The sequence below is a fragment of the Qipengyuania mesophila genome (assembly GCF_019711655.1).
GTDB classification, from domain to species: Bacteria; Pseudomonadota; Alphaproteobacteria; order Sphingomonadales; family Sphingomonadaceae; genus Qipengyuania; species Qipengyuania mesophila.
In genome coordinates, this window is the sequence record NZ_JAIGNU010000001.1 from 189,227 (window position 1) to 210,260 (window position 21,034).

21 protein-coding genes and 1 tRNA gene are annotated in these 21,034 nt (G+C 63.4%); 14 read left to right on the plus strand and 8 right to left on the minus strand.

Features of this window, described 5'->3' with window-relative positions; genetic code table 11:
• The first annotated feature begins 23 nt into the window (after positions 1–23).
• The 3 genes from K3181_RS00935 to rsmD are packed head-to-tail and all read left to right on the plus strand — an operon-like array spanning position 24 to position 2,524.
• Positions 24–1,187 carry an aromatic ring-hydroxylating oxygenase subunit alpha gene (locus K3181_RS00935; protein WP_221599952.1) on the plus strand — a complete coding sequence of 388 codons (1,164 nt, stop codon included), beginning with the start codon at positions 24–26 and terminating at the stop codon, positions 1,185–1,187.
• Positions 1,188–1,205: 18 nt separating this feature from the next.
• Positions 1,206–1,973 (plus strand): pseudouridine synthase, encoded by a 768-nt coding sequence (locus tag K3181_RS00940; RefSeq protein ID WP_221599954.1) that lies wholly within the window; start codon positions 1,206–1,208, stop codon positions 1,971–1,973.
• A complete protein-coding gene (gene rsmD, locus K3181_RS00945) occupies positions 1,970–2,524 on the plus strand; it encodes a 16S rRNA (guanine(966)-N(2))-methyltransferase RsmD (protein WP_221599956.1) in 555 nt (184 codons plus the stop codon). Before K3181_RS00940 ends, rsmD begins: the two co-directional genes overlap by 4 nt.
• A gap of 10 nt (positions 2,525–2,534) precedes the next feature.
• On the opposite strand, the gene K3181_RS00950 is transcribed toward rsmD, so the two are convergent.
• Together K3181_RS00950 and K3181_RS15555 are read right to left on the minus strand one after the other, a co-directional pair.
• Positions 2,535–2,789: a hypothetical protein gene (locus K3181_RS00950; protein ID WP_221599958.1), complete on the minus strand. Its 255-nt coding sequence runs from the start codon at positions 2,787–2,789 to the stop codon at positions 2,535–2,537.
• A gap of 153 nt (positions 2,790–2,942) precedes the next feature.
• A complete protein-coding gene (locus tag K3181_RS15555; RefSeq protein ID WP_247714819.1) occupies positions 2,943–3,533 on the minus strand; it encodes a hypothetical protein in 591 nt (196 codons plus the stop codon).
• Positions 3,534–3,658: 125 nt separating this feature from the next.
• Here K3181_RS15555 and K3181_RS00960 point away from each other — a divergent pair, with 125 nt between their 5' ends.
• Both K3181_RS00960 and K3181_RS00965 read left to right on the plus strand, forming a co-directional pair.
• Positions 3,659–5,968, plus strand: coding sequence for an ATP-dependent helicase (locus tag K3181_RS00960; protein WP_221599960.1), 2,310 nt, complete (start codon positions 3,659–3,661; stop codon positions 5,966–5,968).
• Between the two features lie 53 nt (positions 5,969–6,021).
• Positions 6,022–7,554 carry a M20/M25/M40 family metallo-hydrolase gene (locus K3181_RS00965; protein ID WP_221599962.1) on the plus strand — a complete coding sequence of 511 codons (1,533 nt, stop codon included), beginning with the start codon at positions 6,022–6,024 and terminating at the stop codon, positions 7,552–7,554.
• Here K3181_RS00965 and K3181_RS00970 read toward each other — a convergent pair.
• From K3181_RS00970 to K3181_RS00980, 3 genes are all read right to left on the minus strand, one after another.
• Positions 7,526–8,362, minus strand: a complete 837-nt coding sequence (locus K3181_RS00970) for a sterol desaturase family protein (protein ID WP_221599964.1) — start codon at positions 8,360–8,362, stop codon at positions 7,526–7,528. The genes K3181_RS00965 and K3181_RS00970 overlap by 29 nt on opposite strands.
• Before the next feature lie 42 nt (positions 8,363–8,404).
• Positions 8,405–9,751, minus strand: a complete 1,347-nt coding sequence (locus tag K3181_RS00975) for a DEAD/DEAH box helicase (RefSeq protein WP_221599966.1) — start codon at positions 9,749–9,751, stop codon at positions 8,405–8,407.
• Positions 9,752–9,870: 119 nt separating this feature from the next.
• On the minus strand, positions 9,871–10,440 hold the full coding sequence (locus K3181_RS00980; protein ID WP_221599968.1) for a hypothetical protein: 570 nt from the start codon (positions 10,438–10,440) through the stop codon (positions 9,871–9,873).
• A gap of 158 nt (positions 10,441–10,598) precedes the next feature.
• On the opposite strand from K3181_RS00980, the gene K3181_RS00985 reads away from it, so the two are divergent.
• From K3181_RS00985 to K3181_RS01005, 5 genes are all read left to right on the plus strand, one after another.
• Complete coding sequence (locus K3181_RS00985) at positions 10,599–12,047, plus strand: FAD-binding oxidoreductase (protein ID WP_221599970.1); 1,449 nt, start codon at positions 10,599–10,601, stop codon at positions 12,045–12,047.
• A 66-nt stretch (positions 12,048–12,113) separates the two neighbouring features.
• A complete protein-coding gene (locus K3181_RS00990) occupies positions 12,114–12,902 on the plus strand; it encodes a SapC family protein (protein ID WP_221599972.1) in 789 nt (262 codons plus the stop codon).
• Positions 12,903–12,960: 58 nt separating this feature from the next.
• Positions 12,961–13,938, plus strand: coding sequence for a PDZ domain-containing protein (locus tag K3181_RS00995; protein WP_247714820.1), 978 nt, complete (start codon positions 12,961–12,963; stop codon positions 13,936–13,938).
• Between the two features lie 56 nt (positions 13,939–13,994).
• Entirely contained in the window at positions 13,995–15,032 is a 1,038-nt protein-coding gene (locus K3181_RS01000; protein ID WP_221599974.1) for a mannose-1-phosphate guanylyltransferase, read from the plus strand.
• Positions 15,029–15,832, plus strand: a complete 804-nt coding sequence (locus K3181_RS01005; RefSeq protein WP_221599976.1) for a class I mannose-6-phosphate isomerase — start codon at positions 15,029–15,031, stop codon at positions 15,830–15,832. The genes K3181_RS01000 and K3181_RS01005 overlap by 4 nt, the downstream gene beginning before the upstream one ends.
• Positions 15,833–16,035: 203 nt before the next feature.
• On the opposite strand, the gene K3181_RS01010 is transcribed toward K3181_RS01005, so the two are convergent.
• Entirely contained in the window at positions 16,036–16,986 is a 951-nt protein-coding gene (locus K3181_RS01010) for an N-formylglutamate amidohydrolase (protein WP_221599978.1), read from the minus strand.
• Between the two features lie 191 nt (positions 16,987–17,177).
• On the opposite strand from K3181_RS01010, the gene cpdR reads away from it, so the two are divergent.
• From cpdR to K3181_RS01025, 4 genes are all read left to right on the plus strand, one after another.
• Positions 17,178–17,570: a cell cycle two-component system response regulator CpdR gene (gene cpdR / locus K3181_RS01015; protein WP_221599980.1), complete on the plus strand. Its 393-nt coding sequence runs from the start codon at positions 17,178–17,180 to the stop codon at positions 17,568–17,570.
• Positions 17,571–17,648: 78 nt separating this feature from the next.
• A tRNA-Val gene (locus tag K3181_RS01020) sits at positions 17,649–17,723 on the plus strand.
• 17 nt (positions 17,724–17,740) lie between these two features.
• On the plus strand, positions 17,741–17,872 hold the full coding sequence (locus K3181_RS15690; protein ID WP_282099740.1) for a hypothetical protein: 132 nt from the start codon (positions 17,741–17,743) through the stop codon (positions 17,870–17,872).
• Positions 17,873–17,987: 115 nt separating this feature from the next.
• Complete coding sequence (locus K3181_RS01025) at positions 17,988–18,434, plus strand: hypothetical protein (RefSeq protein ID WP_221599982.1); 447 nt, start codon at positions 17,988–17,990, stop codon at positions 18,432–18,434.
• Positions 18,435–18,472: 38 nt separating this feature from the next.
• Here the strand turns inward: K3181_RS01025 and K3181_RS01030 are convergent, their stop codons facing one another.
• Both K3181_RS01030 and K3181_RS01035 read right to left on the minus strand, forming a co-directional pair.
• Complete coding sequence (locus K3181_RS01030) at positions 18,473–19,579, minus strand: DUF1972 domain-containing protein (RefSeq protein ID WP_221599984.1); 1,107 nt, start codon at positions 19,577–19,579, stop codon at positions 18,473–18,475.
• A 2-nt stretch (positions 19,580–19,581) separates the two neighbouring features.
• On the minus strand, positions 19,582–20,934 hold the full coding sequence (locus tag K3181_RS01035; RefSeq protein ID WP_221599985.1) for an O-antigen ligase family protein: 1,353 nt from the start codon (positions 20,932–20,934) through the stop codon (positions 19,582–19,584).
• Positions 20,935–21,034: the final 100 nt, after the last annotated feature.

Here is a 21,034-nt window from a genome sequence, read left to right on the forward strand (position 1 = left end):
AGAGAGCGAGAGGAACAGCGCAAATGAGCGATGTCGACACCAAACCAACCGCGGGTCGGCCAACCGATGGTATGCTTGCGCTGGCCCGTGATATTGCCGAAGGGCGCAAGCGCGACACGAGTGATGTGAGCAAGGTCCCGGCCAGCGTCTATATCGATCCCGACTACTGGGCGCGCGAAAAGGCCGCGATCTACGATCGCCTGCCGCAGATCCTCTGTCCTTCGGCGCTGCTGCCCGATCCCGGCATGGCGGTGCCGCACGACGCCACCGGGCGCCCGCTGCTGATCACGCGCGACGCGGGAGGGAAGGCGCATGTCTTCCTCAATGTCTGCCGCCATCGCGGGACGCGGCTGGTCGAGGGCAGCGAGGTGCACTGCACCAAGAAGCTGGTCTGCCCCTATCACGCCTGGACCTATGCTGTGGACGGGCGGCTGCTCGCCCTGCCCCGCCCCGACACATTTCCGGGGCTCGACAAGGACGATCATGGCCTCGTCGAGCTGCCGAGTCGGGAGACCGGCGGGCTGATCTGGTTCGGTCCGCAGGCGGATACGGCGGATTTCTCGCTGGCCGAGCAGCTCGGCGAGGATTTCGATGCGCTCGGCATGGGCGACCAGGTGCTCTTCCGCCGCAAGACCCACGAGGTGGCGGGAAACTGGAAGCTCATCATGGATGCCTTCCTCGAAAGCTATCACGTCACCCGGCTCCACGCGAAGACCATCGGTCCCTTCTTCAAGGACGGCGTCACCAGCGGCGACATGATCGGGCCGCATTCGCGCGCCGCGGTCGGACGGCTCGAGGAGATGGAGGGCGTAGATCTCGAGGACATGGCCGCGCTCCGCCGCTTGGTGACTTTCGCCTATCAGCTACTGCCCGGCGCGTTGATCATCCCCAGCCCCGACTATATCAACGTGATGGTGATGATGCCGCAGGCGCACGACCGCACGCTGGTCGAGGATTTCATGCTGATCCCCGAACACCCCGCGACCGACAAGGCGCGCGACCACTGGGAGCGCAGCTGGGCGCTGCTCGACGGCGGTGTTTTCGCGAGCGAGGATTTCCGCGCCGCCGAACTCGGCCCGCAGGGTTTGTCGACGGGCGCGGTGCCGCATCTCACGCTCGGCACGATGGAAGGCGGCATCCGCCGCTACCACGAGACCGTCGAAGAGGCCTTGCGGGCGGCCAATTGAAGGCCTAGCTGCGCGGCCATGGCCGACAATCGACTACCTGAAGAAGGCGACCGCATCGCCAAGCTGCTCGCGCGCGCGGGCGTCGCCAGCCGGCGCGAGATCGAACGCATGATCGCCGACGGGCGCGTGGCGATCAACGGCAAGGTTCTCGATACGCCGGCGGTCAAGCTGACCGACCTGCGCGGCGTGACGGTCGACGGCAAGCCCGTCGGTACCGTGGAGGAAACCCGCCTGTTCGCGTTTCACAAGCCGGCCGGGATGCTGACCACCGAGCACGACCCCAAGGGGCGGACGACGATTTACGCCGCGCTGCGCAACGCCCTGCCCAAGGATGCGGGGCGGCTGATGCCGGTCGGCCGCCTCGACTACAACACCGAAGGCCTGCTGCTGCTGACCAATGACGGCGAGATGAAGCGTGCGATGGAACTGCCCTCGAGCGGTGTGCCGCGGACCTATCGAGCGCGCGCCTTCGGCGATGTCACGCAGGCCGATCTCGACAAGCTGATCGAAGGGATCGAGGTCGACGGCGTGCGTTATGGCCGGATCGAGGCCGACCTCGAGCGGGGGTCGGGCCGGAACCGCTGGATCGAGCTGACCCTGCGGGAAGGCAAGAACCGCGAGGTCCGCAAGGTGCTCGAACATCTCGGGCTCGAAGTGAATCGCCTGCTGCGGATCGGCTATGGCCCGTTCCACATCGGCGACCTCCCGCGCGGACAGGCGCTCGAGATCAAGCGCGGCGATGTCATGGCGTTCAAGCGCGAGCTTGGCCGTGGTGGCCGCAAGTGAGAATCGTCGCGGGCGAGTGGCGCGGACGCAAACTGGTCGCGCCCAAGGGCGACCTGACCCGGCCGACCGGCGACCGCACGCGCGAAACCCTCTTCAGCATGCTCGCCAGCCGGCTGGGCAGTTTCGAGCGCCTGAGCGTCGCAGACCTTTTCGCAGGCTCGGGCGCGCTCGGGCTCGAAGCACTGTCGCGCGGGGCGGCATCGTGCCTCTTCGTCGAGCAGGACAGCGCGGCGATCAAGGCCATCCGGGCCAATATCGACGCGTTCGAGGCGCGGACGCGCTCCACCGTGCAGCAGGCCTCGGTCATGTCGCTCGGCCCGGCCAAGCAGCCGCATGATCTTATCCTGCTCGACCCGCCCTACGACACCGGGGCCGGGCAGGTCGCGCTCGACCGTATGCTGCGGCTTGGCTGGATCGGCCCGGCAACGTGGATGGCGCTCGAAACCGGAGTGAAGGAGCCGGTTGCGGTCAAAGGCCTCGCCATCGACGCCGAACGCAAGGTCGGCAAGGCCAAGCTAACGCTGCTGCGGCTCGCTGCCGACGCGGCCTGACCGGACGCCTCTAGCCGGGGCCCGGCTCTTCCTCAGGCGCGGGCGTCGCGCTCTCCGTCGGCGGCGTGGCAGTGCGGCTTTCCATCATGGTCCAGGCTTCGGCGCGACCCGCCTCTTCCATCGCCAGCAACGTCAGCCGGTCGGTATCGCGCAGGCGGAAGTACAGCGCCTTGCGATCGGGTGTCAGGGTCCAGAAATAGTCCTGCGCCTCGACCGGCCAGCTTTCGTGGGCCTGCTGGGGCAAGCCGAGCAGACGGGGCGCCATCGTATCATCGCCACACCCGGACGTGGGGCGTGGCGATTTCGCGACGAGCATGCATCAACGCAAGAAAGGGGCGAGGCCGCCATGGCAGCCCCGCCCCCTCCAAGCGTCGCACTCACGGCCCTCTCGGAGCGGAGCGCGAGCGGAAAGCGGAATTTACTCGCCCGGTTTCTTGGCCGGCAGCTTTCCATCGATTTCGCTGGCGGGTTTGCCCGGCCAGTATTCGAGCGGGCGGTTGCCGGTCTTGTTCTTGGCCCAGCTGTTGATGCAGCCATCCTGCTGGTCGCCCTTGCAGACCGGAAGGTCATCGCCCGAGGCCGCCTTGTATGAGGCAGGCGTGGTCTGGGTGACTTCCTTGCTCACGAACCGCGGACCCGCGGTGCTGGCGGAGGCTGCAGCGGTGGTCGCGGCGGTGGCCGTCGCGTTCGGAACCTGTGCCTGGACCTGCGTCCAAGCTTGCGCACGCGCTTCGGGCGTCATCTCGTAGATCCGCACGCGCTGGTCATCGGTGAGCAGCCACCAGCCTTCGACTTGCACGGGCGTCAGCGTCCAGTAGTACTCCTGCACGCCATCGGGCCATGCGTCATAGGCGGCCTGGCGATCGGCAGGCCATGCATCGTACATGCCCTGCTGGTCGTCGCTCATCACATAGACGTTGCCTTCGGCATCAACCGCCACGTCCTGGGCGATGGCCGGTACCGTAGTGAAAGCCAGCGCGGCAGCGCCGGCAAGAATGATGTTACGCATTGGAGAACACTCCATTTGTCGTTGTCATTGCCCGTCCTACGCTGGAAACGCCGCGTCGGTTCCAGCCCAGATCGGCTTACGGGGCTTGTCTTGCGGGCGCGCGTTCCCTAGCTGTTCCATACCCCATGACCGAGCTTCCCACCCCGTCCGACGCGCCCGCAAAAGCGCAGATTCCTGCCTATGCCGCGCGTCTCAACGCACCCCAGCGCGAGGCGGTGCTGACCACCGAGGGACCCGTGCTGATGCTCGCCGGGGCGGGCACCGGCAAGACCGCGGCGCTTACCGCACGCCTGGCACATCTCATCGCAACCCGCCGGGCGTGGACAAGCGAGATTCTCTGCGTTACCTTCACCAACAAGGCTGCTCGAGAGATGCGCGAACGCGTGGGGCGGCACATCGGCGACGCCGTCGAGGGCATGCCCTGGCTCGGGACCTTCCACGCGATCGGTGCGCGCATGCTGCGCCGCCATGCGGAACTGGTGGGGCTCGAAAGCAATTACACGATCATCGACACCGACGACCAGTTGCGCCTGCTCAAGCAGCTGATCCAGGAAAACGACCTCGACGAGAAACGCTGGCCCGCGCGCCAGCTGGCCGGGCTGATCGACCGCTGGAAGAATCGCGGGCTCAATCCAGGCGATCTCGATGCGGTCGAGAACGAGGCCTATGCCAATGGCCGCGGCGCGCAGTTCTACAAGCTCTATCAGGAGCGTCTCAAGTCGCTCAACGCCTGCGACTTCGGCGATCTGCTGCTGCACATGCTCAACATCTTCCGCCAGCACCGCGACGTGCTCGAGCAGTACCAGCAGCGCTTCAAATACATTCTGGTCGACGAATATCAGGACACCAACCAGGTCCAGTACCTGTGGCTGCGGCTGCTCGCCCAGACGCGCAAGAACATCTGCGTGGTGGGCGACGACGACCAGTCGATCTATTCGTGGCGCGGCGCAGAAGTCGCCAATATCCTCAAGTTCGAAAAGGATTTTCCCGGCGCCGCAGTGATCAAGCTGGAGCAGAACTATCGATCGACACCGCAGATCCTCGCTGCGGCATCGGGGCTGATCGACGCCAATAGCGAACGGCTCGGCAAGACGCTGTGGACCGAGCTTCCGGCGGGCGACAAGGTCCGCGTGATCGGCGTGTGGGACGCCCCCGAAGAAGCGCGCCGGGTGGGCGAGGAGATCGAGCGGCTCGAAGCCGAAGGCGCCCCGCTCGACCAGGTCGCGATTCTCGTGCGCGCGCAATACCAGACACGCGAATTCGAAGACCGCTTTATCCAGATCGGCCTCAACTACCGCATCGTCGGGGGCTTCCGCTTCTATGAGCGCGCCGAAATCCGCGATGCGCTGGCATACTTGCGGACCATCGCCCAGCCCGCCGACGATCTCGCCTTCGAGCGCATCTACAACCAGCCCAAGCGCGGCCTCGGGGCGAAGACGCTGGAGGCGATGCGGCGGCATGCCCGCCGCACGCAGGCGCCGCTCGCTGCCGCCAGCCTCGACCTCTGCGATACCGACGAACTCCCCGCGCGGGCGAGGAACAACCTCGTCGGGCTGCTCGGCCAGTTCGTCCACTGGCGCGAGCTGGCAGAGACGATCACCCCGTCAGAACTGCTGCGCACGGTGCTCACCGAAAGCGGCTACGACGAGATGCTGCAGAAGGAGCGCAGCGCCGAAAGTGCCGGCAGGCTCGAAAACCTCACCGAACTCGCGCGAGCGATGGAGGAATACGAGACGCTCGGCGATTTCCTCGAGCACGTCAGCCTGGTGATGGACAATGATCGCGCCGACGATGGCGAGAAGGTCACCATCATGACCATGCACGCCGCCAAGGGGCTCGAGTTCGACCAGGTCTTCCTGCCCGGCTGGGAGGAAGGCGTCTTCCCCAGCCAACGCGCGATCGACGAGGGCGGACTCGCCAGCCTCGAGGAGGAGCGCCGCCTCGCATATGTCGCGATCACCCGCGCCAAGCGCCGCTGCACCATCCTCCATGCCGCCAACCGGCGCATCTATGGCCAGTGGACCAGCTCGATCCCCAGCCGCTTCATCGGGGAACTGCCCGAGGAGCATATCAGGAGCGAGACCACCATGACCGGCGGTGCCTCGCTGTGGCGCGCCAATTGGAGCGAGACCGAAGATCCGTTCGCGCATGTCTCGTCCAGCCGCCCCGACCGTTCGGGTGCCCGCGGTCCCGGCTGGCAGCGCGCGCTGTCCACCGGTTACGACGCAACGCCCAAGCGGCTTGCCGAACCGGGCCGCAGCGCCGCCAGCTTCGCCGCCAAGCCGCGCAGCGATATCGCCATCGGCGCGCGCGTGTTCCACGACAAGTTCGGTTATGGCTGCGTCACCGACCAGGAAGGCAACAAGCTGACGATCGAGTTCGAGAAGGCGGGCGAGAAGCGCGTTCTCGACAGCTTCGTGAAGCTCGCCGACTAACTTGCCAGCCTGCCCTCCGGCGTGCATTCCTTCGATATATCAGGGGGGATGACATGACCGGACTGCCGTACTTTCCGACCGACCGCCGCACACTGTTGCGCTCGTCCATGCTGCTCGGCGCGGGAGCGGCGCTGCTCCCGGGAGCGGGTTTTGCGCAGAGCGACGCCCGCGCGGCCATCCGCGCCGCTGCCGCGGCCAACACCGCGGCGGACATCAAGCGCATCCAGGACTGGATCGCCCTGCCTACCATCGCCGCCGAGAACCGCAACGTCCCCGAAGGCGCGGCCTATATGGAGGAACTCGCCCGCGCGGCCGGCTTCACCGGTGTCCGGCAGGTGCCGACCGACGGCGTGCCCGGTGTGGTCGGCTTCATGGACAATGGCGCCCGGCAGACGCTCGGCATCTACTTCATGTACGACGTCAAGCAGTTCGATCCCGCCGAATGGTCCTCGCCTCCGCTCGAAGCGCGGATCGTCGACAAGCCCGACTGGGGCAAGGCGATCATGGGCCGCGGCGCGGTCAACCAGAAGGGACCCGAGGCGACCTTCCTCGCCGCGCTCCACGCGATGAAGGCGGCAGGCGTCACGCCCCCGGTCAACATCGCGCTCATCTGCGAGGGCGAGGAGGAGATCGGCAGCCCGCATTTCCGCCAGATCGCCGAAACGCCCGACGTGCTCGCCGCGCTCAAGAAATGCTCGGGCATCTTCATCCCCGCCAGCTGGCAGGGACCGACCGGCGCGGTGAACGTCAACCTGGGCTCGAAGGGCGTGGTCGAGCTCGAACTGGTGGCGAGCGGCGAGAAATGGGGCCGCGGCCCGAAGGGCGATATCCATTCGAGCCAGAAGGCCGCGGTCGATTCGCCCGTCTGGCGGCTGGTCCATGCGCTCAACACGCTGGTTACGCCCGATGGCAACACCGTCGCGATCGACGGCTGGTTCGAGAATGTGCGCCCACTAACTGAGCGCGAGAAGGAACTGGTGCGTCAAGCTGCCGCAGCCGGGAACGAGGAGCTGACCAAGGCGAGCCTCGGCATCACCCACTGGATAGACGATCTTTCGTTCGAGGATGCGATGATCCGCCTTGCCGGACAGCCGACGGTCAATATCGAAGGGCTCGTCGCAGGCTACACCGGACCGGGCGGCAAGACGGTGCTGCCCGGGCGCGGCGTGGCAAAGCTCGACCTGCGGCTGGTGCCGAACCAGACGCGCGACGAGGCGGTGCGCAAACTGCGCGCGCATCTCGATGCGCAGGGTTTCCCCGATGTCGAAGTCAATGTCTCGGGAGGTTACGATCCGACAGAGACGGCGGAAGACAGTGCGCTCATTCGCGCCGAACTGGCCGCCTACGCGGCGCTGGGGGTCGAGGCGAGGCTCAACCCACGCCTTGCCGGCTCGTGGCCCGGCGCGACCTTCACCGCGCCGCCGGTGAGCATTCCCGCCGGCCATTTCGGTCTCGGCCACGGCTCGGGCGCGCATGCGCCGGACGAATATTACGTGGTGGAATCGACCAATCCGAAAGTCGCCGGGATCACCGACGCGACGATGGGTTACGTCGAGATCATGTACCAGCTCGCGGCGCTGGCCTAGCAGCCGTGGCCTCCGAGCCTGCGCCAGGCCGGTAGCGACGCTCGAAAGGTCGGGCTAGTTCGCCGAGGAAGCCGCGCGTCCCCTCGGCGATTCCCGTTTCGCAATCGAGATAGGGCGTCGGATCGATATAAGTCCCGAAGAGCTTGTCCCAGAGAGTGACTGTGTTGCCGTAGTTGCTCCCCATAAGCGCCTCGTCGCGGATGTGATGCAGGCGGTGGGCCGCTGGCGAAATCAGGACCTTGCCGAAGATTCCCAGAGTCCAAGGCACGTCCGCATGGATGAAGAAGCCCCACCAGCTGCGGAGGAAGGCCGCGCCGGCGATGGCCCACTCGGGGAAGCCGAGCAGGAACAGCAGCCAGATATCGACCAGCACACTGAGCAGCTTGCTGAGCGGATGCTTGCGATGCACCGAGAGCCAATGCAGCGTCGTGTCCGCATGGTGCGTCGCGTGGATCGGCCACAACCACCGGTGATGCTCGGCACGATGCCGCCAGTAGACTACGAAGTCGTAGACCAGGATTGCACAGAGCAGCACGACCAGTTCGTTGAGACCGCTCCAGAAGCTTCCAAGCTCCGGAAGTGCGACGAGGCGGTCGCGAATCGCGCCTTCGGGCAGCGCGAAGAGCGGCCCGAACAGGACGGCGTTGAACAGCAGCAGGCCGAGATTGGTGGTGAATTCACCATGCACCCGTGCCAGCGCAGCGCCGATCGTCCGCCGCTTCACCAGCAGCGCCAGCAGGCCGAACGCCGTGCCGGTCATGACCAGCATGGTCAGCGTGGCCTGCGCGTGATGGGCGAAGATTTCCATTGCGCCTCGTCATGGCGCGAACGTGGTTAGGAAGGCGTTAAATCAGGTCGCCGAAATGTCGAGGAAGCCGGGGCGCGGACCGTTCCACTCGCCCGCTGCGACGGGTGCATCGTCCGCATCGCGCTTGCGCCGCGGTTCGCTCTTCGCCTTCGGCGTCGACTTGCTGCGGGCCGGCTTTTCGTCCCGGGGCTCGTCGTCCTCGCGCTTCTTGTGCGCGCGCTTGGGCTTTTCCTCCGACCGCTCGACAGGTCGCTCCACCAGTTCGACGCGGACGTCTTCCTTACCGAAGACCTTGATCTTCGCGCCGGTCAGCTTTTCGACATTGTCGATTGCCTCGGCGTCTTCCTTTGCAACGAAAGTGAAAGCGCGCCCCTTGGCCCCTGCCCGGCCCGTACGGCCGATACGGTGGACGTAGTCGTCGGGATGCCAGGGGGTGTCGAAATTGAACACGTGGCTGACGCCCTTGATGTCGAGCCCGCGCGCGGCGACGTCGGAGGCGACGAGGATATTGATCTCGCCCTTCTTGAAGCGGTCGAGTTCCTTCAGGCGGTTCGACTGGTCCATGTCGCCATGGATTTCGCCGCTGCGGAAACCGTGGCTCTGCAGGCTCTTGTTGAGTTCGCGCACCGTGGTCTTTCGATTTGCGAAGACGATCGCGGTTTCCACGTGGTCGTGGTCGAGCAGCCAGCGCAGCGTTTCACGCTTCTTGCGACTCTCGACAGGCACCTTGAAGGCGGTGATGTCCTTGTTCGTCGTCGCTGCGCGGCTGACCTCGATCCGTTTGGGATTGTTGAGGAATTTCTTGGCCAGCTTCTCGATCGGCGGCGGCATGGTGGCCGAGAAAAGCATGGTCTGGCGCGCTTCGGGAAGCTTGGAGCAGATGAACTCGATATCGGGGATGAAGCCCATGTCGAGCATGCGATCAGCCTCGTCGATGACCAGCAGCTCGCAGCCGTTGAGCAGTATCTTGCCGCGCTCGAACAGGTCCATCAGGCGGCCGGGGGTGGCAATCAGTACGTCGACGCCTTCGTTGAGCGCCTTGACCTGGTCACCCATCTGCACGCCGCCGATGAGCAGCGCGAGTTTGAGATCGTGGTTCTTGCCGTATTTCTCGAAATTCTCGGCGACCTGCGCCGCGAGTTCGCGCGTCGGCGCGAGGATCAGCGAACGCGGCATCAGCGCGCGCCGGCGGCCGCTTGCCAGCACGTCGATCATCGGCAGCACGAAGCTGGCGGTCTTGCCCGTGCCGGTCTGCGCGATGCCGATGATGTCCTTCATCATCAGCACCGGCGGGATCGCCTCGCGTTGGATATCGGTCGGCGTGGTGTAGCCGGCGTCGCTTACTGCCTTGAGCAAGTCTTCGGAAAGGCCGAGATCGGCGAAAGTCATGCGGTTTAAAACTGTCCCTGGAACAAAGGCCGAAGAAGAGCCGCTTATGCGCGGCATCGGCTAGGCGCGCCCTTTGCCGGAATTGGCCGAAAAGTCAAGAAATCGGCACGACGGCCGCTTCAGTCGTTCTCGGTGACCGCAACCAGGCGGTTGAGATTGGAGATGCGGCACTTGGCCCCGGCGCGCGAAAGCAGCCGGTCGCGCCCGACGCACAGCTTCCCGTCGGAATTCTTCTCGACATAGAACCCGAGGTAGAAATCGCGCGGGCTGCAGGCATCTTCGAGTTCGGCCGAGATGATCTGGCGGTTGCGCATATACATCAGCAGGCGGGTGCCGCGATCGGCCACACCGACGATGTCGCCCACGCTGAGGCATTTGCCGAAGGGCCGCTCGACGAGCCGCGTGGGCATCGGCTGGCGCGGCAGGTCGGCGAGGAAATCGCGACGCAGCCGGCCCGGCTGCGGGCTGATTCGCAGGATCACGCGCTGTTCGATCCGCACCTGGTTGGCGACGGGGTCGCCACCATCGTCAAGCACGCCGGACCAGAACGGATCCTCTTCCGCGAGGGCTTGAGAAGCCGCCGACACATTCCCAGTTGCGCCTGCCTGTTCGATGTCGACGCCCGTCGCTGCGCTTTCCGGAGCGCCCAGTGCCACCAGCATGGCGATCAGGGGAGAAAGCAGAGACATGGGCTAGCTGCGAACGGTCCTCGGCCGAAAGTCTGATTAGACGCGGAAAACAAACGGAATTGCCCTCTGCCCCCCGGCGCTTGAATGCGGGCTTAATTGTTCTGCGACCAATGGCAAGTGGTGGCAATCGCTGGCCGAGATGTGGCAGGATGGCGGCGATGACCGATATCGAATCCTTTCGCCGTGCCGCCACCGAACTGCTCGGCGAGCGCGGCTTCACTTGCGACCCCGAACTGGTCGAGCCCTGGCTGACCGACTGGCGCGGGCGCTACACCGGCAAGGCGGTAGGTCTAGCCTCCCCCGCATCGACCCGCGAAGTGGCCGATTTCGTCGCGCTCTGCGCCGCGCATCGCGTCCCGATAGTCCCGCAGGGCGGCAATAGCGGCATGTCGGGCGGCGCCACACCGGACGAAAGCGGTGCCAGCGTGGTCCTCTCGCTCCGCCGGATGGACGCCATCCGCGATTTCGATCCAGCCACGCGGCAGATCACCTGCGATGCCGGCCTCATTCTGCAGGCCCTGCACGAGAGAGTCGAAGCGGAGGGCCTGCGCTTTCCGCTGACGCTGGGTGGCAAGGGTTCGGCGACCGTCGGCGGGCTCATCTCGACCAATGCCGGCGGCACGCAGGTGCTGCGGCACGGCACGATGCGCGCGCAGGTGCTCGGGATCGAGGCGGTGCTTGCCGACGGTGCGATCTTCTCGAACCTGGTCCCGCTCAAGAAGGACAATCGCGGCTTCGATCTCAAGCAGTTGCTGATCGGTTCGGAAGGCACGCTGGGGATCGTCACCGCTGCAACGCTGCGCCTGCTTCCCGCGATTGGCGAGCGCCGGGTCGTCTGGGTCGGCCTCCCGAGCATCGCGGCGGCACGCCAGCTCCTGCTCCATTGCGAGGAAACCGCGGGCGAGGCGCTCGAGGGGTTCGAGGTGCTCCCGGCGCATTGCCTGCAGTCGGTGCTCGCCCACCTCCCCGACGCGCGCAGCCCGCTTTTGGGCGAGCATGGCTGGCATGCGCTGGTCGAACTCGTCGGAACCGTCGACGAGGCGGAGAGGCTCGACGGCCTGGTCGAAACCGTGTTCGCGAGCGCGATGGAGCGCGGACTCGTCGATGACGCGGTCATCGCCACCAGCGAAACGCAGGCCGAAGCCTTCTGGCAGCTGCGCGACAGCATCGCCCCGGCGGAGCGCGCCATCGGCCCGGCGATGCAGCACGACATCTCGGTGCCGGTGGCGCGGATGGCCGAATTCGTCGAAACCGTTTCGCCGGAGGTCGAGGACCGCTTCCCCGGTACGCGCGCCATCGGCTTCGGCCACCTCGGCGACGGCAACATCCATTTCCACGTGCTCGCCCCGCGCGGGGCGACGCGCGGGGAATGGGAGGCCAGCGAGGGCAAGGCGATCAGCTCCTATGTCTACGACCGCGTCACCGAATTCGGCGGTTCGATCAGCGCCGAACACGGCATCGGCCAGGTGAAACGCGACGAACTCGCCCGGCTCGGCGACCCCGTGAAGCTCGAACTGATGCGCTCCATCAAACGGACGCTCGACCCGTTGGGGATACTCAATCCGGGCAAGCTCGTGCCGCTTGCGCCCCACGGCGCAACGCCGTAAAGCCCGCGCTTCGCGCGTATGCCTCCCGGGCATGTCGCCCAACCCAATCGAATTTCGGAGAGATCCATGGCCAGCGCGCCGCAGCCCAACTTGCCCCTGTTCTTCAAAGACCTGATGCCGCTCAACCGCAAGGACCACGCGAATTATCGCTCGCGTCCGATGACCAAGGCCCCCTGGCTCGCCAAGCAGCATGCCGTGCCGCTGACGGTCGACGAATTCGTCCAGGCGCAGCGCGACCTGCCGATCGTCTTCTCGACCGGTCCGGATGCCGTTCCGCTGGCGCTGATGGGTCTCAATGATGGCGTGAACACCTTCGTCGACGAGGAAGGCACCGTCACCGAGCAGATCTACATCCCGGCCTATGTCCGCCGCTATCCTTTCATGCTCGCGCGTCTCAAGCCCGATAGCGACGACCTGTCGCTGTGCTTCGACCCGACTGCCGACAACATCGGCGAGTTCGACGACGGCCAGCCGCTGTTCGAAAACGATGAACCCAGCGACGGCACCAAGCAGATCCTTGAATTCTGCGAACAGTTTGAGCAGGCCGGCCAGCGCACGCAGGCCTTCATGAAGGAACTGAAGGATCACGACCTGCTGATGGAAGGCGAGATCGCCATCACGCAGGAAGGCAATGACAAGCCCTTCGTCTATCGCGGCTTCCAGATGATCAATCAGGAAAAGCTGCGCGAGCTGCGCGGCGACCAGCTGCGCAAATGGACCGAAAACGGCCTGCTGCCGCTGATCTGGGCGCAGATTTTCTCGATGGATCTGATGCGCACCATCTTCGGCCGCCAGCTCCAGCAGGGCAAGGTTCCCCTGCCCGACGCCGCGACCGCCGGTGTCCCCACTGCCTGATCCGGTACCCAGCCGCGCGCGGATTACAGCGATTCGCGCGCGCCTGACCCTTTCCCGGTTGCTGCTACCGACGCTCCTGTCGGCGGCGGCGGCCGGTCCGGCGCTGGCCGAAGAGACCATCGAGACGCCAGGCCGCGCGCCGGTGCCACTCGAAATCTTCCAGCAAAGCGAAACGCGGCTGTTCCAGGTCGGCTATCGCCTGGCGACCGCCAATGCGCCCTTCTGCGAGCGGGCGATCCAGGTCTCCGGCCTGCTGATCCATGACGCCGACAGCTACGGCAATCCCGCGGCGGTGCGCGCGCTGTTCCACCTGAACGGTGACATCGGCGCGCAGGCCGTCGCGCCGCAATCGCCGGCTGCGCTGGCGGGCATCCTCCAGAACGACACCATACTGGCCATCGATGGCAAGGCGATCGCCGATCAATGGCCGAAAACCGATCCGCGCTGGAAGCGGTCCTTCGCGCTGCGCGACGCCATCGACGAGGCACTGGTTCGTGGCCCGGTCGAGATCAGCTGGCAATCCGCAGGCATGCCGGCACAGAGCGCGACGATCGCGGGTGTCCCCGCCTGTCCGACCCGTTTCGAACTGATCGACTCCAAGGATAGCGCAGCGGCCGACGGCGAGCGCGTGCTGGTCGGTGAGAAATTTCCCGGCCTCGCCTATGAGGAAGCCGACTTCGCTGCGGCGATTGCCCACGAGATGGCGCACAACATCCTGCGGCACCCGCAGACTTTCGACAAGACCGGCTGGAAGCGGAAGCGGGTTCGCCTGTCCGAACGCGACGCCGACCGCCTGATGCCCTGGCTGCTGCAGAACGCCGGCTACGATCCGCGCGCGGCAGTCCACTTCATGCGCACCTGGGGCCCCCGGCACGGCGGATGGATCTTCCGTTCGCGCGACCACGACGGCTGGGACGAGCGCGTCGAATTCATCGAGGCGGAACTGCCGAAGATCGAAGCGGTCCTCGACGCGGATGGCAAAGCCGACTGGAAAACGCACTTCACCCAATTGCTGCCGGCGCATCCGACCGACTAAGCCCTGTCTCCAGGCTGCGAATCCCGATATGGCAGCGACTTGGCAGGGAGAAGAGGATGGGCCGGATCGTCCCGGTGATTTTGTGCGGTGGTAGCGGAACGCGGCTCTGGCCGCGCAGCAGGGCCGCCAAGCCCAAGCCGTTCCTGCCCCTGCTCGGCGAACGCACGCTCTATCAGGACACTCTCGCCCGCTGCTCCGATCGCGAAGAATTTGCCGCGCCCATGGTGGTGATCGGCGAACAGCACCTCGACCATGCGCGCACGCAGGCGGCCGACATTTCTCCCGATGCGATCTTCATCGTGGAACCCACCGGCCGCAACACCGCGCCCGCCGTGGCGCTGGCGGCCCGTTCGGTCGATCCCGACGACATCATGCTGGTCTGCCCGAGCGATCATTTCATCGCCGACGCCAGCGCCTTTCGGCGCATCGCGACCGAGGCGGCCGCACTTGCAAGATCCGGCTGGCTGGTCTGCTTCGGAATTTCGGCGACCGCGCCGGAGACCGGCTACGGATATTTGCGCCGCGGTGAAGCTCTGGAGGGCGGCTATCGGGTGCAGAAATTCGTCGAGAAGCCCGAGCTCGAGACCGCCATCGGCTTCCTCGCCGATGGGGGATACGCCTGGAACGGCGGCATCTTCGCCCTCCCTGCCGGCCAATTTCTCGAGGAGCTGGCCACGCACCGCCCCGAGATGGCGCGATTGGTGGAAGATGCCCATTCGGGGGCTCAACGCTCAGGCTCCTGCCTGCGCCCCGATCGCGAGGCCTTCGCGGCGATCGCCGGCGAATCGATCGACTACGCGATCATGGAAAATACCGACCGGGCGGCGATGGTCGATGCCGCGTTCGGCTGGTCCGACATCGGCAACTGGAACGCCATCTACGATCACAGGAAGTCCGCCGACGGGACGAATGTCATCGTGGGACAGGGCGAGATCATCGATTCCGAAGGGACGATGATCGATACCGACGGCCCCTTCGTCACGGTGGTGGGCGTCAGCGACGTGGTGGTGGTGGTCGATGGCGAGGATGTTCTCGTCGCCTCACGCGACGCCGCACAGCAGGTGGGCAATGCCCACAGAAGCCGGAAGCAATGATCGAAAAGCTTTCGCGAAAATTCGTCGAGAAGGTCTGGGGTGTCGATCGCCTCCCGGCCGAATTCGGTACCGGGCATGAAGCGCGGATCGGCGAAGTGTGGTTCGAGCCGCCCGCGCAACTCCCCGAACTCCTCGCCAAGTACATCTTCACCAGCGAGCGCCTGTCGGTCCAGAACCACCCCAACGACGACCAAGCGCGCGCTCTGGGACTTGGCTCCTGCGGCAAGAGTGAGTGCTGGATCATCCTCGACAGCGAACCCGATGCGGAAATCGCGGTGGGTTTCACGCGCGAGGTCGCGATCGAGGATGTGAGGAAAGCCGCACTCGACGGATCGATCGTCGACTTGCTCGCCTGGCACAAGGTTTCGCAGGGCGATGTCTTCTATATTCCGCCGGGGACCGTCCACGCGATCGGGGGCGGCGTGAACCTGGTCGAAATCCAGCAGAATTCCGACATCACTTTCCGGCTGTACGATTACGGCAGACCTCGCCCGCTGCATCTCGACGAGGCGCTCGCGGCGGCCATCACCACGCCCTATCCCGCGCACCTGCGCTCGAGGCTGGAGCACGCGGGGCTCGTCCTGGTCGACGGCGAGCACTTCAAGCTGTTCTGCATCCGCACCGACGATACGCCCACGATCGATGCGAGTGGCCCGGCCCTCGCCCTCCCCTTGACCGGCGAGCCTTCAGTCGATGAAGGCATGCTGGCGCTGGGTGAATGCGTGCTGGTCGAGAATATCGCCAACGCGCGCTTCTCGGGTTCGGGAATCGTGCTTTTAGCCCAACCCGCCGCGCGATAGCCGATCAACCGGGCAAAAGACGCGATGGGTCACAGGTGTTTGTACGCCGCGCTCATCTTGAAAGCTCGATAGGCGACAACTATTTCGAGATTGCCGGCCGGGCTTCCCCTCATGGCCCTCCCGGCAGATGCACGTGAGTGCATTTCCTCCCTGAACCTTGGCCACCTCGCGCTTCTTGCGCGGGGTGGTTTTTTCTTGAACGACTATTCAGCTGCCTGGGCGATCGGCCCGCGGCGCGCCATGGTCGCGACCTCGGCACCCAGCGTGCGGACCAGGCCTGAAAGAAGCTTCACGATCGCTGGCAGGCGCGCGCTCGGCTGGTCGAGCCGCGCATCGAGATAGGTGCTGCGGCACACTTCGATCTGGAGCGCATGGATTCCGCGCGCCGTCTGCCCATAGCGGTCGAGCACATAGCCCCCCGAATAGGGCCGGTTGTGCGCCACACGGCGGCCATGGGTGGCGAGATAGCGCAGCGCCAAGTCGACCAGGCCGGGATCACAGGAGGCGCCGAAACGATCGCCGATCACGAACTCTGCCGGGCGGTCCTGCGGATGCGTCCGCTTCAGAGGCGGCATCGAATGGAGGTCGATCAGCAGCGCGACGCCCCAGCGATCGCGCAGGCGTTCGAGTTCGCTGCCCAGTGCAGCGTGATAGGGGGTGTAAATCCCGGCGATCCAGGCATCGAGTTCGCCCTTCGTCAGCGGCCTGCGCCAGAGTTCCCCCATCCCCGGGATACGCCGGGGGACGAGGCCGAGGCCACTGCGCGACCGACGGTTCGCGAGGCTGTGCCGCACGGGCTTGGGCTTGGAGCCCTGGACCATGCCCCAGTCGACGTCGTCGACCGAGCGGTTGAGATCGATCATCGCACGCGGCGCCTGTGCCAGCAGGAGACTGGTACCGTTGGCGCTCGCAACCGGGCCGGCGACCGCGTCGATGTGGCGGTCCTCGAGCCGCAGGCGGGCTTCATCGGGTTCGCGCAGCGATGCGAGCATGTCGTCGGGATAGGCACGGCCGCAATGCGGTGCGGCGATCAGCACCGGTATCGCACACTCGCCGAATCGGCAGAGCCGGTACGAAGGCAGACTCAGACCGGGGATTTCACCGCCGGACACATGTTCGGCGCCAGCCCATGGTTCTGCCCGCGTGTCATCCATCGTGTGATCGTCGGGCGCATGCCCGCATTAATCAAGTCCGGAATTGCTCGCGCGCATTGCACGGTGCGTCGCCTTCCCTCTCACGGTGCGCCTTCCCGGCCCCACCCCACGCCGCAGCAGCCCTGCCTTCGCATTAACAATGATCGTTTTGGATACATGCTTTTTTAAAGCCCCCGCGCTAGAGATGCGCAATGACGCAAAACCAGCCCCCGCGCATTCTGCTGGCCGAGGATGACGACGCCATGCGCGTTTACCTCGAACGTGCACTGGTCAAAGCCGGCTACGCGGTCGATTCGGTCGACCGGGGCACCGATGCCCTCCCCCTTCTCGAAGAGGGCAATTACGATCTCCTGCTCTCCGACATCGTGATGCCCGAGATGGACGGGATCGAACTGGCGCAGCGCTGCAATGAGGTCAGCCCCGACACCAAGGTGATGTTCATCACCGGCTTCGCCGCGGTCACGCTCAAGGCGAGCCGCGAGCAACCGCATGCCAAGGTCCTGTCGAAACCCTTCCATCTGCGCGACCTCGTGCTCGAGGTCGAGCGCGTGCTGGAGGACCCGGTGAGCGCACGCCTGTATTAAGTGCGATTAGGGCCTTGCGCGGTTTTCCAAGCCTCGCTAAAGGGCCCGCCTGCCCCGCAAGGGCGCACTCGATGGTGCGGGCGTATAGCTCAGTGGTAGAGCACTATGTTGACATCGTAGGGGTCCCAAGTTCGAACCTTGGTACGCCCACCATCGAAGCCTTCAGAGGCATGAAAAAGCCCGCCGGATCGGCGGGCTTTTTTGTTTTTATGGTCTGCAAACCGACGGAAAGTTGGTTAGGCAACGTCGAAAGTTCGGAAACAACGGCCGGCAAGCCACATCGCGCTAGAACCGTCGATTGAATCCATTCAGATCTGTTCCGAAAAAGCACGATCTTGCAACCAGTTGCAAGGTACCTTTTGAGGTGCAATTGCAATTGGGTTCGTTTCGAAATCAATCTAGTTTGGGACACTCAAAATGACCAGCGACAGGCAAATGGCCGCAAACCGACGCAATGCACTCCGAAGCACCGGTCCACGTAGTCCCGAGGGACGCGATCGAAGCAGCCGCAACGCCCAATCTCATGGCGTCCTGAGCGAGCGTGTAACGACCGACGGCGAGGGAGGAGACCTATATCGACAGATGCTGAGCGAGCTGATCGCCGAATACGCGCCGCGATCCGAGACTGAACATCTGCTCGTGCAGCGTTTGGCAAATTTATTCTGGAGAGAGAGGAGATTGATTCATGCAGAACGACAGGAACTCTCGCAAATCGAAGGAAACATTTTTGAGACTGCTTCGGGCTCCTCAACTTCGCTCCCTATATCGCGGCAGCTTCTGATCGGCAGATATCAAACTATGATCACGAATCAGATTGCGATGACGATTGGGCAACTAAACAGACTACTCGAAAGAGAAATTTGATAGAAATCACTAGTATTATTATTGGATGGAGCTGAAGTCTAACTACTTCTATCAAGGTCAAGTAAAACCTCTTGATAAGATCGATGGATTATTTCGAAACTAAACTGATCTTCGTGTCGCCTGCGCGCACTAGCGCGAGCTGTTGAGAGGTTAGATGTCCCGCTTTCGACTGTAGCCAAAATCGATTGCAGCCCCTCCCGATCCGAAAAATAGAGCTGGTCATCGCCGGCAACCCAGCGATTAAAGCGATTGTCATGGGCAATGACAGCATTTCCGGCTCCCAAGGCCTCGACCAACGACGGGTTCGTACCCCCGACAGTATGGCCATGAATATAGGCGCGCGCATGGAAGCGAAGGGCCTGAACCGTCGGCAGATCGTAAATTGCACCCGGAAACAGGACCTGTCCGCTCGCCGCAGCCTGAACCCGGTTGTGATAGGCGTTGCCGAGGTCCAACCTGCCCAGCACTACCAGCTTCATCTGGCGCGCTTTGGCTGAAAAAGCCTCAACGATTTCGAGAATGGAGTTCTCGGGCTCGATGCGGGCAATCGATACGCAATAGCTATTGGATTCGAGTCCAAAGTCGGCGATGAGCTCTTCCGGAGCATCGTCGATCCGATCTGAGCCATAGGGAATCATCACCGGTTTGCGTAGGCTGCGACGTGCAGTGTGCTTCGCTATCTCGGGGTGATCGCAAATCGGCACGTCGCACAAATTGGCCCCTGCCAGTTCGTTGAGAAAGAACCACGCCTTTGCGGGCAAGCTCCATTTGTCGCGCTTCCACTCAATGCCGTCCATGTTCATCGCGATCCTACGCCCCCGTAGCCGCTCAGCAAAATTGAACAGCGCGGTGTTGTACCCGAGCACCAGGTCGACCCCCGGACGCGTGATGACGTCACGCACACAGGCCGCATCGAACTCCATCGTGCCGACCGCCCCTGCACGCTTCGGACAGAAGTGGACCCGGTGAATCCCTTCCCACTCGTCTTCCCAGTGCGCCTTCCCGTCGAGTGGCTCGTCGGCCTGGCAATAGACCACCACCGAATGGCCCTGATCGCGCATATAGGGGGCGAACTTGGCGGCAAAACTCTCAAAGCCGCCGTGCGCGGCAGGAATGCCCCGAATGCCTAGGATGTTGAGATGCATTCTTACCCTTTAGCCCGGGATTTCTGGCGTCGACTCAAGAGAATGACCATCGCGATTGACGATAAAATTGCGCCATAGCTGTAGTTGAACACCGGGGTGGCAAAGGAAACCACAACCAACGCCGGCAACACGCAAATCGCGAAACTCCTCACTGGGTCTGGCAGGCCGTCATCCTTCCAGCGGATGGCGACGAAGACGGAAATCGCGAAGACCGAGGCGTAGATAAGAAATCCGACAACGCCTTGCTCGGCAAGAATCTTCGGCCAGAATGTGTCCACCAAGAAGCTACCATCACGAATACTGCCCCCATGAATAGAGTTAATTCCATATTTAAAATATAGAGGGCTATAATAGACGTCTCGTGAAGCGGACGAACCCCAGGTTCCCCATCCGGATCCAAAAGGGAAGTAATTAAGGGCTATATCAGGCGCATATTTATAAAGAGCTACTCTCACAGTTCTCAATCTATCGAAATCGCCGAACGTATCGATCCTATCCCACACCGCGTTCGAAAGTGGGTTATCCGTGATGATAGCCAGAATAGCTATGGTTGCCGTAGCAAATCGTAGGGGCATTGCCCTCAAGTTCGCGCTAACAAACCCCGACCGCATCAAAATCGCCACAAAGCCTGCCGCAATTTCCTTGACAGACAATGTCATCAGAAGACTCAACGAAAAGATAAAGAACAAACCGACCCCGCTCGCCCTTATTCTATTATTCAAAACTAGATATGAAATAAAACCAAAAAGGGCAACGAAAGCAGTCTTGAACTTGTGGTCGTAAAAACCCAGAGCAATCCCGATGCCGACGCGTTTCTCAAGAGGATTCCCCCTGAAATCATGGCCGAGAACGAGCTGCACTAAAATTGCAGCAAAATTTGTCAGCGCCAGCACAATTCCAATATAGCATATAACGCGAACGGCAAAGAGAAAATTCTCCTTTCTCGATTGCGTTATTAATAATAAAGAAATCACCAAAACAAATGGCTTTAGATCAACTATTGCGGAGCGAAAAAATAGTTCATTTAGATATCGACGAGGAACCAAGGGATTGAATATCTGCGATAGAACGCCAACTAGCGCTACCGAAGCCACCACCAATACGATCGACCCGGCAGATCGCGGGGTGCGTCCGGATACGCCGAGCCGCACCAAGCCAACCACAAGCAGCGAAGCCACCAGACTTTCATCCAAGTATCCGCCAAATGGTTCGGCACCCGAAAGCATATAGCTTGCAGTATCAACAAGGAAGAATAGGACGATGAGCGCCGATGCGAAACGCGTCGCCGCGTCGGGGCCCGATCGCGCAAGGCGAGGTGTCGGAGCCAGCTCGTTAAATGATGCAACTTGATACAATGTCCGCGCTTCAAATATTTGCCAGGTAGAGCAGTGCGACTACGTTTGTGGTGCCGAACCGAATTGACCTACCCCACCGCAATGCTGACTTGCTTTGGCG